Raw genomic sequence first — 13,264 nt, 5'->3', positions numbered from 1 at the left:
CGCAGGTGAGAGAGGCGCGGGTGAGAGAGAGAGCGCGGGTCGGCTTACGTCCCGTGGGCCCAGCTACCCATGTACTCGCGCTGTTCGTCGGTCATCGAGTCGAACTCGATGCCCTCGGCTTCGAGCTTGATTTCGGCGACCTCGCGGTCCAGTTCGTCGGGCACGTCGTGGACGCCGGCGTCGTAGGCGTCGCCGTTCTCGACGAGTTCGCGGACGACGACGGCCTGCACGCCGAACGACTGGTCCATGACCTCGACCGGGTGGCCGAGCGCGATGGGCGACGCGAGGTTGACGAGGCGGCCCTCGGCGAGGACGTTCAGGCGGCGGCCGTCTTCGAGTTCGTAGGCGTCGACGCCGTCGCGGGCCTCGTACTCGTCGACGGCGAGGTCCGACAGCGCGTCGAGGTCGATTTCGATGTCGAAGTGGCCGGCGTTCGCGAGGAGAACGCCGTCTTTCATGTTCTCGAAGTCCTCGCGGGTGATGACGTCGCGGTTGCCGGTGGTCGTGATGAACACGTCGCCGACCTTCGCGGCCTCCTCCATCGGCATCACGTCGTAGCCCTCCATGTGGGCTTCGAGCGCGCGGCGGGGGTCGACCTCGGTGACGATGACGTCGGCGTTCTGGCCGGCGGCCTTCTTGGCGACGCCCTTGCCGCAGTAGCCGTAGCCGCCGACGACGACGTTCTTGCCGGCGTACGAGAGGTTCGTCGTCATGGCGATGGTCGCCAGCGACGACTCGCCCGTGCCGTGGACGTTGTCGAACAGGCGCTTCATCGGCGTGTCGTTGACGGCGAAGACGGGGTAGTTCAGCTCGCCGTCCTCGTCCATCGCGCGGAGGCGGTGGACGCCGGTCGTGGTCTCTTCGGCCCCGCCGACGATGGTGTCGATGAGTTCGGGGTACTCCTCGTGGATGGTAAAGACCATGTCCATGCCGTCGTCGACCGTGACGGTCGGCTCGTGGGCGATGACGGCGTCGATGGCCGCGTAGTAGCCCTCGTCGTCGACGCCGCGGACGGCGTAGGAGGTGATGTCGTCGTTGGCGTCGAGCGCCGCCGACACGTCGTCGTGGGTCGAAAGCGGGTTACAGCCGGTGATGGCGACTTCCGCGCCGCCGAGCGCCAGCAGTTCGACGAGGTTCGCCGTCTTCGCCTCGACGTGCATCGCCATGCCGACGACCTCGCCGGCGAGCGGCTGTTCCGACTCGAACTGCTCGCGGAGCTCCTGCAGGATGGGCATGTGCTGGAGCGCCCAGTCCATCTTGCGTCGTCCCTCGGTCCGGGCGGCCTCGACGTCGTCGAGGTGCTCGGAGACGGGAGCGTAGTGTTCGCTCATACCCGTGGGTTCGGAGAGGGGTCCGAAAACCCTACCGAAGGCGGTCGCCGCCCCCGAATCTACAAGTGTCAACCGGGAGATTGTATCGCCGAGGGCCGATGCTCGTCATAGAAAACGGCAAGACGGTCGCCGAGCAGGAGTTGTTCGCCCTGATGAGCGCCCCCGCGGTTCCGGACCTCCTCCGCGTCGCCGACGAGCCGCTGACGGTCAAGGAGCTGAGCTGTCGAGCCGACGTACCGCTGTCGACGGCCTACAGAGAGGTCAAGCGGCTCCACGAGGCGTCGCTGTTCGAGAAGTCCATCATGGTCGACCACAGCGACGGGCGACACGTCGCGCAGTACCACCGGACGTTCGAGCGGATGGAGGTCAGGGTGACCGACGACGGACTGCGCATCGAACTGGCCGGGTAGCGAGGTCGGAAGGCGGTGTGGGCGGACCAGACGGGGGACCAGACGGCGGCGGGCCGGACGCGGCGATTCAGACGCGCTCGCGGAGCGACGCGATTGCCTCGCGGGCGCGGGCCATCGCGGCGTCCTCGTCGAGCGTCAGCACCTCGCGGTCCCGCATCAGCACCCGCCCGTCGCAGACCGTGTGGCGGACGTCGGAGCCGCGGGCGGCGTACGCGAGGTGGCTCACGAGGTCGTTGGCGGGCGCGAGGTGCGGCGCGTCGAGGTCGACGACGGCGAGGTCGGCCGCGCCGCCGACTTCGAGCGCGCCGCCGGGGAGGTCGACGGCGGCGGCGGAGCCGGCGGTCGCCATCCGCACCACGTCGGGCGCGGCGACGGCGCTGGCGTCGTCCGCGGCGAGTTTGCCGAGCATCGCGGCGTCGCGCATCTCGTCGAACATGTCGAGGTCGTTGTTCGAGGCCGCGCCGTCGGTGCCGAGGCCGACCGTGACGCCCGAATCGAGCAGTTTCTGGACGGGAGCCATGCCGGAGGCGAGCTTCATGTTCGACGCCGGGCAGTGGACGACGCCGGTGCCCGCCTCGGCGAGCAGGTCGATTTCCGCGTCGTCGACGTGGACGCCGTGGGCGAGGAAGTCGTCGGCGGTGAGCATGCCGAGGTCCTTCGCGTACGACAGGGGCCGCTCGCCGCGCTCGTCGACGATGGGGTCGACCTCGTCGGTCGTCTCGTTGGCGTGGTAGTGGACCGGGATGCCCTCGTCGTGGGCGTCGGCGACGAACTCGCGGAGGTACTCCTCCGCGACCGTCGTCAGCGAGTGCGGCATCGCGGCGGTCCGAATCCGGCCGTCGGCCGCGCCGTCGAACTCGCGGGCCACGTCGAGGCTCTCGTCGATGTCGGCCCGCGCGTCCGCGTCGTCCTTCCCGAGCGTGACGACGCCGTGGCCGAGGCGGGCGCGGAGGCCGGCCTCGTCGACCGCGGCGGCGATTTCGGGGACGTGGAAGTACATGTCCGCGAACGCGGTGGTCCCCGACTTAATCATCTCCACGAGGCCGAGTTCCGCGCCGGCGCGCACGTCCTCGGGCGTGAGCGCGGCCTCGGCGGGCCAGATGTCCTCGCGGAGCCACGCGTCGAGCGGCTTGTCGTCGGCGTAGCCGCGCAGGAGCGTCATCGCCACGTGACAGTGGGCGTTGACCAGACCCGGCGTGACGAGACAGCCCTCGGCGTCGAGCGTCTCGTCGGCGTCGGCGTCGAGGTCCGCGCCGATATCGAGAATCGTGCCCTCGTCTCGGTCCACGAGTACGTCCGCGTCCTCGACCGTCGCGTCGGGGCGGAGCACCTGTCCGCCGGCGATTCGGAGCGTGTTCATGTCGCTCGTTCGGGTCGGCGGGGTGGTGAATCCACCGTCTCGCGGCCGCGAGGCCCAACCGCCGAGTTCGCCGCGGAGCGGTCGGGATACCGGCGGTAGTCCGATTCCCGAAAATCGAGAACGAGCACCCCCCCTTAGGTCCGAACCCCAAGTATCGGGGGACATGGAGCCCCCGTCGAACCTCGCGCTCGTTCCGGGGCACGTCCAAGGAAGTCCGTGGATGACCGCGGTCGTCGTCCTCGCGGGCGTCTCGTCGGTCACGCTGGCCGCGCTCGGCGTCGCCGTCTTCCTCCGGCGGCGGACGCGGTCGCACCTGCTCGTCGCGCTGGCGCTGTTGGCGTTCGCGTCGCGGGCGGCCGTCGCGGCGCTGACGCTCACCGGCGTCCTCTCCGAGTTCGACCACCACGTGGTCGAACACTTCTTGGACCTCGTGATGGCCGGTCTCGTCCTCGCGGCCATCTACTACGCCCGGAGCATCGAGCGCGAGGCGGGGGTCAACGACCCATGAGTGAGACACGAACCCGCGTCGCCGACCACATCAAGCACAGTCCGGGAGTCCACTTCAACGAGCTCGTTCGCGCGCTCGACCTCGCCCCCGGCCAGGTACAACACCACGTCCGCAGACTGCTCTCCGACGAGACGGTCCGCCGCGCCGAGTTCTACGGGCGGACGCACTACTTCCCCCCGGAGTTCGACGCGTGGGAGCGCGGCACGCTCGCGCTCGTCCGCCGGGAGACCGCCCGCGACATCCTCGGCCACCTCCTCGAACACGGCGACGCCCGCCCCGACGACGTGGCCGACGACATCGGCGTCGCCCGGAGCACGCTGGAGTGGCACCTCGACCACCTCGTCGAGCGCGACGTGGTCCGCAAGGAGCGCGACCTGCACAACCGCGTGACGCTCGTCCTCACCCACCCCGAGCGGACGACCCGGCTGTTAGACGACGTGTCGCCGTCGCTCCCCGAGCGGTTCGTCGACCGGTTCGACCGCCTGCTCGACCACCTCGTCGAAGGGTAGCCGCGGGTCCGCAAAGCGGCGACCTTACGCTTCCGTCTCGCCCGCGCCGCCCGCGTCTCGGAGCCGACCAATCCGCGACGCCAGCGACGGCTCGAACGAGAGGAACGACCCCGCGCGGCCGGTGTCGACCTCGTCGGCGGTCGCGTCGAGCGCGTCGGCGACGGCCGCGCGTCCGACCCGTTCTGCCGCCGCCTCGTCGGCCCGATAGATGAGCCGTTTGCTCGCGTACTCGCCGGTCACGAGCAGTATCACGCCGACTCCGGCGAACGCCAAGAACGACAGGGAGAACCCGAACGGCGACCACGCGACGCCCCAGAAGACGAGCCCGGCCACCGCGGTTACGGTGAACAGCCGAAGCTCGTAGACGTACCGAGCGACGCGTCCGGCGCCGACCGCGAGGAGCGCCGAGACCGTCTCGTCGTCGTAGCGGTCGAGAAGCGAGTCGGTGAGAAAGAGCGTCTTCCGCCCGACCGGGCCGCGAGTGAGGTGGTCCGAGCGGTGGCCGCCGCCGTCGAGGAGTCGAACCCGAGCGACCGAGAGACCGCCGCGGTCGCACAGGCGGTCGAGTCGCTCGCGCGTCGCGTCGTCGGGGGCCGCCGTCGTCTGCGAGACGCCGACGAGCGGTGCCGAAAAGACGTATGCGGCGGCGACGAACGCGAGCAGGGTGAGCAGGCCGCCGGTCCCCAAGACCCGGAATTCGACTTGTAGCACGGCCACCACGCAGAAGACGAATGCCGCGATGAAGAGCTGGTAGCGGAACATCTTCGCGGCCGCCGCCCCCGCGCCCATATCGGCGTCTCGCACGCGCCTCGCCACCGGGAACGCGCCCATGTACGAGACGGTCGCCACGACCGCGGCACCGACGGCGACGAGCGCCCAGCCGAGAACGGCCCATGGCCAGTCGACCGGGAGGCCGACGGCGGCGAGGAGCGCCCGGTCCGCGTCCGTCCACCAGACGACGCCGACGAACAGGAGGGCGGCGTAGAGCCAGTTGCTTCGAACCCGTTTTCTGAACCGCTGGACGGACGACCCGCGGCGCTCGTGGAACGCGGCGCTGAGCCGCGACCAGCCGGCACCGAGGAGGGAGACGCCGACGAGCGCGCCGGCGAACGTGGCGGAAGCCATAGATGACACTTCACAGATGTGTCAAAAAACCGTTCCGGCTTGCGAAAGTCAATTACCTCCGGGACGTGACGGGCAGGTATGCGAATCGCCGTGCCCAACAAGGGCCGCCTGCACGAACCGACGATTGAACTCCTGGAGCGTGCGGGACTGCACCTCGACAACGGTGCCGAGCGCAAACTCTACGCCGGGACCGTCGACCCCGACGTGACCGTGTTGTTCGCCCGCGCCGCCGACATCCCCGAGTACGTCCGCGACGGGGCCGCCGAGGTCGGCATCACGGGCCTCGACCAGGTCCGCGAGTCGGGCCACGAACTCGAAGACCTGCTCGATTTGGAGTACGGCAAGTGTCGGCTCGTCCTCGCCGCGCCCGAGGACGGCGACATCGAGACCGTCGAGGACGTGTCGGGCAAGGTCGTCGCCACCGAGTTCCCGCACATCGCGCGGACCTACTTCGAGGAGGCGGGCATCGACGCCGAGGTCGTCGAGGTCACGGGCGCGACCGAACTGACGCCCCACGTCGAGATGGCCGACGCCATCATCGACATCACCTCGACCGGGACGACCCTCCGGGTGAACCGCCTCGCCGTCATCGACGAGGTGCTGTCGTCGTCGGTCCGGCTGTTCGCCCGCCCCGACGTGGTCGACGACCCGAAGGTCCAGCAGTTGCTCATGGCGCTCGAATCCGTCCGCTCGGCGGAGGGCAAGCGCTACCTGATGATGAACGCGCCGCGCGAGAAACTCGACGACGTGAAGGAGGTCATCCCCGGCCTCGGCGGCCCGACCGTGATGGACGTCGCCGGCGACTCGACCGTCGCCGTCCACGCCGTCGTGAACGAACGCGACGTGTTCGAGGTCGTCAGCGACCTGAAAAACGTCGGCGCGAGCGGCATCCTCGTGACCGAAATCGAGCGGTTAGTCGAGTAAGCGACGCGGCCTCCTGCCCGTCGCGGCCGTCATTTTTTCCAGCGCAGGTCCGGCACCGTGACCGACGGGTCGAACCCGAGGTCGCCGCGGCGCGCCCGGACGTAGGCCGTGATGCAGACCGCGCCGAGGACGATTGCGCCGACGCCGAGCAGACCGGCTTCCGGGCCGAACGCGCCGCCGGTAATCACGTCGGGGCCGCGTTCGGTCGTCTCGACGAGCGACGTGCCGAAGTCGAGGCCGCTGACCGCGAAGCCGAAGACGCCGCCCTGCACGAAGTTCCACGAGATGTGGACGCCCGTCGGGATGGCGAGGTCGCCGGTGAGCGCGTAGCCGAGGCCGAGCATGACGCCCGCGAGCGTGATGCTGAGCGTGCTCGTCAGGCCCGCGTTCGGGTTGGCGTAGTGGGCGACGCCGAACACGGCCGACGAAATCACGAGGCCGCCGGCGACCGCCGCGTCCGGGTCGAACCGCCAGCGGAGGCCCTCGGCGACATCGGTGAGGACGATACCTCGAAGCAGGAGTTCTTCGGCGATGCCGACGACGACGAAGAACGCCAGGAGCGAGCCGACGCCGAGCAGTCGGTCGACGCCGAGCGGGGCGGGGGAGACCGCAATCCAGCCGGCCGCGACGCCGACGACGAAGACGGCGGTCATCAGCGCCGCCCCGAGCGCGAGGCCGAACCCGAGGTCGGCCGCCCACTCGCGGTCGAGTCCGAGCCCGAGGTCCGCGACGGTCCGCCTATCGACGTACCGCGCGACGACGAGCGCGGCGAGGCCGCTCGCGCCGACCGAGACGAGCGAGACGACGAGCGACACGAGCCGGCTGGACTGGGCGAGGTCACCGAGGGCGGTCGAAAGCGAGAGTCCGACCGCGAGCGAGACGACGACGAAGACGACGGGCGTCGCGAGCAGTCGGAACGGCGCGCGCGGCCGGCGTTCCGTGTCGTTCCAGAGGATGCGACGGGGAGACACGGCGGGGGGTTCGACGGCCTCGGTCAAGAAAGTACGGCGGGAACCTCAGAAAGGCGCGGTCAGCAGGATGGCGGAGAGGCCGAACAGGACGAGGCCCAGCAGTACCGAGACGACGAAGTGGATGGTCACCACGTACGCCGACAGGCGGTTCGACCGGCCGTAGAGGAACTTGACGAAGCCGAAGTCGAGGCCGATTGCGAGCGCGAGCGCGACGAGGGAGTTCCAGCCGAAGGTGGTGAAGACGACGGCGATGGCCGCCGGGACCGGCCCGATGGCGAACGCCTTCTTGAGTTCCACGTCGCCGAGGACGTTCCGCGCGGCGATGTGGGCGGTGAGAGAGAGGAACAGCGCGAACAGCGCGAACGTTCCGGCGACGGCCGTGACCGGCGCACCGGCGGCCGTCTGCAAGGTGAGCGCGTCCATATCGGCCCGAGGGACGCGACTGACTTAGGTTCGGTCGATTCGAGTCCCGGTCGCGCGGTACGGCCGGGCGACCCACTATGTTAGAACGACCCGTTGAGGAGACCGAGTTCGGAGAGGCGCGAGATGATGACGTCGACCGCCGCCTCGGCGTCTTTCGGCTGTTTGCCGCCCGTGATGACGAGTTTGCCCGACCCGAAGAGAAGAGCGACGACGCTCGGTTCGTCGAGGCGATAGACGAGGCCCGGGAACTGCTCCGGTTCGTACTCGATGTTTTCGAGGCCGAGCCCGATGGCGATGGCGTTGAGGTTCAGGTTCTCGCCGAGGTCGGCGCTGGTGACGATGTTCTGAACGGTGATTTCGGGGTCGTCGTCGACCGGAATCTGAAGCTCGCGGAGCTTGTCGAAGACGATTTCGAGGCTCTCGTGGACGTCGTCGGTCGACTTCGCGCCGGTGCAGACGATTTTCCCGGACCGAAAGATGAGCGCCGCGGACTTCGGCTCCTGGGTGCGGTAGACGAGTCCCGGAAACTGCTCGGGGTCGTAGTCGGCGCCCTCGAGGTCCATCGCCACGCTCTGGAGGTCGAGCTCTTGGCCGATTCCCGTGGAGGCGACGACGTTTTCGATGTTGATTGTGTCCTTGGGGTCGGTCATACAACGATTTAAGGCACGTATTTAAGGGTTAAAAAGATTGGTGCAAGAAGTTGACAGCTTACGTACGACGGCGAATAATCCGGGCGTTCCTGACGGTGACGACCGAGCCGAGTAATGTCAGGGAGATTGGAACTGCGAGGCGAGCGACCCCCGGTCTGAGCGCCCAGTAGGCGGCGACGAACAGCGCGATTGAGACGAGTTTCAACGCCGCGAACGAGCCGGGGCCGGGGTCGCCGCCGGAGATGCGTCGCACGATGGGGTTTCCCTCCTGCACGCCGGCCGTCCTGACTCCGAGGACGGTCGTGACGTAGTCGCCGAGCCCGTAGGTGAGCGCCGCCGCGCCCCAGAGGATGGCGTCGAGAGAGGTCATGCGGGTGAATTCGGAGCGCCCGATATAAGTCTCGCCGTCGCCGAGGTGTCAGGTTCGGCGGGGTCGCAGTCGGTCCGGGCCGGCCGACACCCTCGCGGGCGCGACGACGACCGATACCCTCATTTCCGCGGCCCGTCAGGTCCGAGCGTGTACGGACTGGAACTCGCCGGCGAGGAGGACGCCTTCGCCGCCCGCGAGGCCGAGGCGGCCGCGACGGGCGTGACGGTCGTCGCCCCCGGCCTCGCCACCGCCCGCGGCGTCGAACCGGAGCGCGCGAGGCGACTCGCCTACACCCGTCGCGTCGTCGAACTGGTCGGGCGGTGCGACCCCGACATCGACGCCGCCCGCGCCGTCGTCGCGGCCGCGAACGTCGACCGCGAGGGGACCGTCGCCGTCCGCGCCCGCGACGTGCGAGGGCTGACCGATATCAGCACGACCGACGCCGAGCGCGAACTCGGGTCGGCGCTCGTCGAGCGCGGCTTCGGCGTCGATTTGGACGACCCCGACCACGAGCTTCGGGTCTACTTCTCCGAGGACGCCTGTCTCGTCGGTTGGACCGCCGTCGAGGCCGTCCGCGACTTCGCCGACCGGAAGCCGACCGACAGACCGTTCTTCCAGCCGGGGAGCATGGCCCCCGTGGACGCCCGCGCCTTCGTCAACATGGCCGGCGCGGAGCCCGGAGCCCGGATTTTGGACCCGATGTGCGGCACCGGCGGCGTCCTCCTCGAAGCCGGTCTCGTCGGTGCCGACGTGGTCGGCGTCGACGCCCAAGCGAAGATGGTCGGCGGCGCGCGGGAGAACCTGCGTCACTACGTCGGCTCCGGCGACGTGGTCCGCGGCGACGCCACCGCGCTCCCCTTCAGCGACGACTCGATGGACGGCGCGGTGTTCGACGCCCCCTACGGCCGGCAGTCGAAAATCGCCCGGCACTCGTTAGCGGATTTGGTCGGTGGGGCGCTCGCGGAGGTTCGACGGGTCGCCCCCGAGTGCGTGATGGTCGCCGACCGGTCGTGGACCGAAGAGGCCGAAGACGCCGGCTGGGAGGTCGAACGGGTGTTCGAGCGACGGGTGCATCGGTCGCTGGTGCGGTACGTGCATCTGCTCCATCGGTAATCGGAATCGCCGGCCGACGAGGCGTCGCAGTCAACGGTTTCCATTCAGTCGCCCGACAGGGCTATCCTCCAGCGCGTCGAAGCGAGCGCATGTACCGTAGGGTTCGAAACGCTGTCGCCGAGGCGTACGACCCCGACCCGCGAGCGATGGTCATCGTCGCGATGGGGTCGTCGTTCCTGCTGTTTTCGCTCCTGTCGTACCCGGACGGTTCGAACCCGTACTACCTGTTCGGTCTCGTGGTGGCAGTCCTCTCGCTCGTCGTCTCGGTGGCGATGCTCGCCGTCGAGAAACTCCGGTAGTCGGGGTGAACGAGGCCGCTACAGTTCTTCCTTCCGACGCGTAATCTCGCCGTTCGGACCGACGCGCAACGTCACGAACTCGTAGTCTTGAATCCGCTCGTCGTACGCCACCTCGCCGTCGACGAGGAGTTTCACGTCGCAGGTCTCGGCGTCGACCTGCCGGATGAGCGTTTCCGTCTCGCCGGGCGAGAGTTCGATATCGTCCTCGCGGCACGCGGGGTTCAAGACGACCTCGCCGTCGAAGCCGCCGTTGACCGTGACCTCAAGCATCTCTGAGCCTTCGCAGAACTGCGGCCAGCCGCACTCGTCCGTCGTGGTCGCGGGCCGCCCGGATTCGGTGGTCTCCGAGTCGGTAGCGGTCGTGGTCGTCGTTTCGGTCGCGGCCGTCGTCTCGGTCGAGGATTCGGCGGGGCCACCGAGACAGCCGGGGAGGAGGGCGAGAGAACCGAGAGACGCGAGGACCCGTCTACGGTGCATGAAATGTAGTTTTGCAGTCAGAACAAATGTCTTGTGTCGGCGGGACAGCCCGGGCCGCTTATCCGGCCTATCGCCGCGCCAGTACCGTCTCGCCCGCCCGCACCGATTCGCCTTTCTCGACGAGCACGTCGTCGGACCTGTACTGCGGCGGTAACAGCACGTCGGCCCGCGAGCCGAAGTCGATGTGGCCGAGTTTCTGCCCGCGGACGAGTTCGTCACCGGGCGCGACGTACGAGTGAATCCGACGGGCGAACGCGCCGGCGATGAGCGACACTTCGTGGTCGCCCTCGTCGGTGTCGAGTTCGATATCGACGCGCTCGTTGCGGTCGGAGTCCTTCGAGAACGCCGGCTTGTGCGCGCCGGGGCGGTGAGTCACGTCGCTGACCGCACCCGAGACCGGCGCTCGGTTGACGTGCACGTCGGTGACGTTCATGAACACGCCCACGCGGACGCGGCCGTCCTCGACGCGAATCACGGAGACGCGCCCGTCGGCGGGGGCGACGACGCCCGGTTCGTCGGGGGGCGAGCGCTCGGGGTCGCGGAAGAACCAGAGGACGAACGCGCCGACCGCGAGGAGCGCGGCTCCGAGCGGTGGGAAGACGACCGCCGCGACCGCCGCGCCGACGAAGGCGGGAAGCGCGAACCGTCGGTAGCCGGGTGCGAACTGCATTATGCCTCGCCGCGGACGTCCGCGCCCCAGCTCGTGAGGAGGTGAGTGAGGTGCAGTCGGTCGTCGATGCCCGTCGAGATGTCGAGGTCGACCTGTCCGGCGAGTTCGTGCAGGCGGGCGAGTTCGCCGCCGGCGAAGCGCTCGGGGGTCGAGTCGGCGACCCGGAGGATGTCGCGGAGGAGTTCCTGCCCCTCGTAGCCCTCGTCGTCGAGGAGCGTCGTGAGGGTCTTGCGGGCGTCCTTGATGTCGCCCTCGCGGGCGTTGATGAGGAGCGTCTTCAACTCGTCGTCGAAGCCCACGTCGCCGAGGGCGGCGTGGACCGTGGACATGGTGACCTCGTCCGCCTCGGTGGCCGTCCGCTGGGCCGAGAGGATTGCCTTGCGGACGTTTCCGTTCGAGGCGTCGGTGAGGAACTGGAGGCCGCCGGCGTCGTAGTCGACGCCCTCGGCGTCGAGGATGTCGGCGAGGAGGGCTTCGAGCGCCTCGTCGTCCGGCGCGGGCATGGGGACGGGGAAGCACCGCGAGCGAATCGGCGGGATGAGCTTCGAGGGCTGGCGCGTGGTGATGACGAACTGCGTGGTCCGGTGGTGCTGTTCCATCACGCGGCGGAGCGCCTGCTGGAAGTCCTCGCGGATGGACTCGGCGTTGTCGAGGACGATGGTCTTGTACTCGCCCGACATCGGGGCGTAGCTGGCGGACTCCTTCAGCACGCGGTTAATCATGTCGCGTTTCGCCATGCGACTGCGGCCGTCGAGGAACTGCTCGAACCGCGGGTCGGCGCGAATCTGCTTTTTCGTCCGGTTGAAGAAGTCCGCGACGTTGAGTTCGATGAGGTCGTTTTCGGGGTCCGAATGCGCCTCGTGAGCCAGCGCGCGGACGGCGGCGGTCTTGCCGACGCCCGGCGGGCCCTGCACGACGAGGTTCATCGGTTCGTCCACGGCGCGTCGGAGGCGGTCGCGGACCTCCGGCTGTGGGAGGTCGTCGAGCCCCGGCGCGTGCGTCTCGGTCCACAGCGGCGCGTCCATTGGACTCCGGTAGCAGACGGTCGGGTAAGAATCGGTCGGTCCGGGGCGTCGGGCGGCCGCACCGTCTCGGGACGGCGAGCCCCGAGGCCGCGACGGATTCGACGCACGTTTAGTCCCGCCGCTATCATTGTGGTGCATGTCCATGCGCGCGACCTTCCTCGGGACCGGCGGGGCCGTCCCCACCACGGCGCGTGCGCCGAGCGCGTTCCTCGTGAACCGCGACGGCGAGCGCCTGTTGTTCGATTGCGGGGAGGGCACCCAACGCCAGATGATGCGCTACGGGACCGGGTTCGGCGTCAGCCACCTGTTCGTCACCCACCTCCACGGCGACCACATCCTCGGCATCCCCGGCCTGATTCAGACGCTCGACTTCAACGACCGCGAGGCCTCGCTGGCCATCCACGGCCCGCCGGGGAGCAAGGGCCACCTCGAAACGCTCGTCCACGCCGGCGGCTACCAGCCCGGCTTTCACGTCTCCATCCACGAGGTCCGCCCCGGCAACGTCGCCTACCGCGCCGACGACTACGAGGTCCGCGCGTTCGACACCGAACACCGGACCGCGTCGGTCGGCTACGCCCTCGTCGAGGACGACCGCCCCGGCCGGTTCGACCGCGAGAAGGCCGAGGAACTCGGCGTCCCCGTCGGCCCGGCGTTCGGCCGCCTCCACGCCGGCGAGGACGTGGAGCTCGAAGACGGAACCGTCGTGCGCTCCGAGCAGGTCGTCGGCGACCCCCGACCCGGCCGAACCGTCGTCTACACCGGCGACACCCGCCCGCTCGATTCGACCGTCGAGGTCGCCCGCGACGCCGACCTGCTCGTCCACGACGCGACGTTCACCGACGAGGAGGCGGAGCGAGCGAAGCAGACCGCGCACTCGACCGCGCGAGAGGCCGCCCGAATCGCCCGCGACGCCGACGTTCGACGCTTCGCGCTGACGCATATCTCCGCCCGGTACGCCGCCGACCCGAGCCCGCTTCTCGAACAGGCCCGCGAGGTGTACGACGGCGAGGCGTTCGTCGCCGAAGACGGTCAGAAACTGGAGGTGCCGTACGCCGACAGCGACGGCGGCGGGGCCGAGACCGGGGAGTAACCGGGCGGC

General features: G+C 69.2%; 17 protein-coding genes. 7 read left to right on the top strand and 10 right to left on the bottom strand.

The genetic code is table 11. The features are described from left to right. Positions 1-44: 44 nt before the first annotated feature. Entirely contained in the window at positions 45-1,331 is a 1,287-nt protein-coding gene (locus tag C438_RS08330) for an adenosylhomocysteinase (RefSeq protein ID WP_004968916.1), read from the bottom strand. Between the two features lie 98 nt (positions 1,332-1,429). Here C438_RS08330 and C438_RS08325 point away from each other — a divergent pair, with 98 nt between their 5' ends. Further along, entirely contained in the window at positions 1,430-1,741 is a 312-nt protein-coding gene (locus tag C438_RS08325) for a helix-turn-helix transcriptional regulator (protein ID WP_004968915.1), read from the top strand. A 67-nt stretch (positions 1,742-1,808) separates the two neighbouring features. Here the strand turns inward: C438_RS08325 and C438_RS08320 are convergent, their stop codons facing one another. Continuing rightward, complete coding sequence (locus C438_RS08320) at positions 1,809-3,101, bottom strand: amidohydrolase (RefSeq protein WP_004968914.1); 1,293 nt, start codon at positions 3,099-3,101, stop codon at positions 1,809-1,811. A 163-nt stretch (positions 3,102-3,264) separates the two neighbouring features. Between C438_RS08320 and C438_RS08315 the strand changes: the two genes are divergently transcribed. Then, positions 3,265-3,609, top strand: coding sequence for a DUF7471 family protein (locus tag C438_RS08315; RefSeq protein ID WP_004968913.1), 345 nt, complete (start codon positions 3,265-3,267; stop codon positions 3,607-3,609). Then, positions 3,606-4,118 (top strand): winged helix-turn-helix transcriptional regulator, encoded by a 513-nt coding sequence (locus C438_RS08310; RefSeq protein ID WP_004968912.1) that lies wholly within the window; start codon positions 3,606-3,608, stop codon positions 4,116-4,118. The genes C438_RS08315 and C438_RS08310 overlap by 4 nt, the downstream gene beginning before the upstream one ends. A gap of 24 nt (positions 4,119-4,142) precedes the next feature. On the opposite strand, the gene C438_RS08305 is transcribed toward C438_RS08310, so the two are convergent. Beyond that, positions 4,143-5,243: a hypothetical protein gene (locus tag C438_RS08305; RefSeq protein WP_004968911.1), complete on the bottom strand. Its 1,101-nt coding sequence runs from the start codon at positions 5,241-5,243 to the stop codon at positions 4,143-4,145. 78 nt (positions 5,244-5,321) lie between these two features. Between C438_RS08305 and hisG the strand changes: the two genes are divergently transcribed. Further along, the gene (gene hisG, locus C438_RS08300) at positions 5,322-6,167 is read left to right on the top strand and encodes an ATP phosphoribosyltransferase (protein WP_004968910.1); all 846 of its coding nucleotides are present in this window, start codon (positions 5,322-5,324) and stop codon (positions 6,165-6,167) included. 29 nt (positions 6,168-6,196) lie between these two features. Here the strand turns inward: hisG and C438_RS08295 are convergent, their stop codons facing one another. The 4 genes from C438_RS08295 to C438_RS08280 all read right to left on the bottom strand — a co-directional run bounded on the left by C438_RS08295 (position 6,197) and on the right by C438_RS08280 (position 8,581). Continuing rightward, the gene (locus C438_RS08295; protein WP_004968909.1) at positions 6,197-7,165 is read right to left on the bottom strand and encodes a CPBP family intramembrane glutamic endopeptidase; all 969 of its coding nucleotides are present in this window, start codon (positions 7,163-7,165) and stop codon (positions 6,197-6,199) included. 18 nt (positions 7,166-7,183) lie between these two features. Beyond that, positions 7,184-7,561, bottom strand: a complete 378-nt coding sequence (locus C438_RS08290) for a DUF7473 family protein (RefSeq protein WP_004968908.1) — start codon at positions 7,559-7,561, stop codon at positions 7,184-7,186. Between the two features lie 80 nt (positions 7,562-7,641). Beyond that, positions 7,642-8,211: a TATA-box-binding protein gene (locus C438_RS08285; RefSeq protein WP_004968907.1), complete on the bottom strand. Its 570-nt coding sequence runs from the start codon at positions 8,209-8,211 to the stop codon at positions 7,642-7,644. Between the two features lie 58 nt (positions 8,212-8,269). Beyond that, positions 8,270-8,581: a DUF5658 family protein gene (locus C438_RS08280; protein WP_004968906.1), complete on the bottom strand. Its 312-nt coding sequence runs from the start codon at positions 8,579-8,581 to the stop codon at positions 8,270-8,272. Positions 8,582-8,737: 156 nt separating this feature from the next. Between C438_RS08280 and C438_RS08275 the strand changes: the two genes are divergently transcribed. Both C438_RS08275 and C438_RS08270 read left to right on the top strand, forming a co-directional pair. Next, positions 8,738-9,694, top strand: a complete 957-nt coding sequence (locus C438_RS08275) for a methyltransferase domain-containing protein (protein WP_049917922.1) — start codon at positions 8,738-8,740, stop codon at positions 9,692-9,694. 89 nt (positions 9,695-9,783) lie between these two features. After that, positions 9,784-9,993: a hypothetical protein gene (locus tag C438_RS08270; RefSeq protein ID WP_049917885.1), complete on the top strand. Its 210-nt coding sequence runs from the start codon at positions 9,784-9,786 to the stop codon at positions 9,991-9,993. An 18-nt stretch (positions 9,994-10,011) separates the two neighbouring features. Here C438_RS08270 and C438_RS08265 read toward each other — a convergent pair whose 3' ends face one another. From C438_RS08265 to C438_RS08255, 3 genes are all read right to left on the bottom strand, one after another. Next, positions 10,012-10,470, bottom strand: coding sequence for a hypothetical protein (locus C438_RS08265; protein WP_004968904.1), 459 nt, complete (start codon positions 10,468-10,470; stop codon positions 10,012-10,014). Positions 10,471-10,537: 67 nt separating this feature from the next. Further along, positions 10,538-11,140, bottom strand: coding sequence for a protein sorting system archaetidylserine decarboxylase (locus tag C438_RS08260; RefSeq protein WP_004968903.1), 603 nt, complete (start codon positions 11,138-11,140; stop codon positions 10,538-10,540). Continuing rightward, entirely contained in the window at positions 11,140-12,165 is a 1,026-nt protein-coding gene (locus C438_RS08255; RefSeq protein WP_004968902.1) for an AAA family ATPase, read from the bottom strand. Before C438_RS08255 ends, C438_RS08260 begins: the two co-directional genes overlap by 1 nt. Before the next feature lie 142 nt (positions 12,166-12,307). Between C438_RS08255 and rnz the strand changes: the two genes are divergently transcribed. Beyond that, complete coding sequence (gene rnz / locus C438_RS08250; RefSeq protein WP_193363628.1) at positions 12,308-13,255, top strand: ribonuclease Z; 948 nt, start codon at positions 12,308-12,310, stop codon at positions 13,253-13,255. Positions 13,256-13,264: the final 9 nt, after the last annotated feature.

This window comes from Haloferax denitrificans ATCC 35960 (assembly GCF_000337795.1).
GTDB lineage: Archaea > Halobacteriota > Halobacteria > Halobacteriales > Haloferacaceae > Haloferax > Haloferax denitrificans.
This window is presented reverse-complemented; position numbering and strand designations above follow the sequence as displayed.

Bases quoted from the DNA above. Each gene is read 5' to 3' on its own strand.
- C438_RS08265 (WP_004968904.1), bottom strand. From the start codon at position 10,470: ATGCACCGTAGACGGGTCCTCGCGTCTCTCGGTTCTCTCGCCCTCCTC.
- C438_RS08270 (WP_049917885.1), top strand. From the start codon at position 9,784: ATGTACCGTAGGGTTCGAAACGCTGTCGCCGAGGCGTACGACCCCGAC.
- C438_RS08315 (WP_004968913.1), top strand. From the start codon at position 3,265: ATGGAGCCCCCGTCGAACCTCGCGCTCGTTCCGGGGCACGTCCAAGGA.
- C438_RS08305 (WP_004968911.1), bottom strand. From the start codon at position 5,243: ATGGCTTCCGCCACGTTCGCCGGCGCGCTCGTCGGCGTCTCCCTCCTC.
- C438_RS08310 (WP_004968912.1), top strand. From the start codon at position 3,606: ATGAGTGAGACACGAACCCGCGTCGCCGACCACATCAAGCACAGTCCG.
- C438_RS08255 (WP_004968902.1), bottom strand. From the start codon at position 12,165: ATGGACGCGCCGCTGTGGACCGAGACGCACGCGCCGGGGCTCGACGAC.
- C438_RS08325 (WP_004968915.1), top strand. From the start codon at position 1,430: ATGCTCGTCATAGAAAACGGCAAGACGGTCGCCGAGCAGGAGTTGTTC.
- C438_RS08320 (WP_004968914.1), bottom strand. From the start codon at position 3,101: ATGAACACGCTCCGAATCGCCGGCGGACAGGTGCTCCGCCCCGACGCG.
- C438_RS08280 (WP_004968906.1), bottom strand. From the start codon at position 8,581: ATGACCTCTCTCGACGCCATCCTCTGGGGCGCGGCGGCGCTCACCTAC.
- C438_RS08330 (WP_004968916.1), bottom strand. From the start codon at position 1,331: ATGAGCGAACACTACGCTCCCGTCTCCGAGCACCTCGACGACGTCGAG.
- C438_RS08290 (WP_004968908.1), bottom strand. From the start codon at position 7,561: ATGGACGCGCTCACCTTGCAGACGGCCGCCGGTGCGCCGGTCACGGCC.
- hisG (WP_004968910.1), top strand. From the start codon at position 5,322: ATGCGAATCGCCGTGCCCAACAAGGGCCGCCTGCACGAACCGACGATT.
- rnz (WP_193363628.1), top strand. From the start codon at position 12,308: ATGCGCGCGACCTTCCTCGGGACCGGCGGGGCCGTCCCCACCACGGCG.
- C438_RS08260 (WP_004968903.1), bottom strand. From the start codon at position 11,140: ATGCAGTTCGCACCCGGCTACCGACGGTTCGCGCTTCCCGCCTTCGTC.
- C438_RS08285 (WP_004968907.1), bottom strand. From the start codon at position 8,211: ATGACCGACCCCAAGGACACAATCAACATCGAAAACGTCGTCGCCTCC.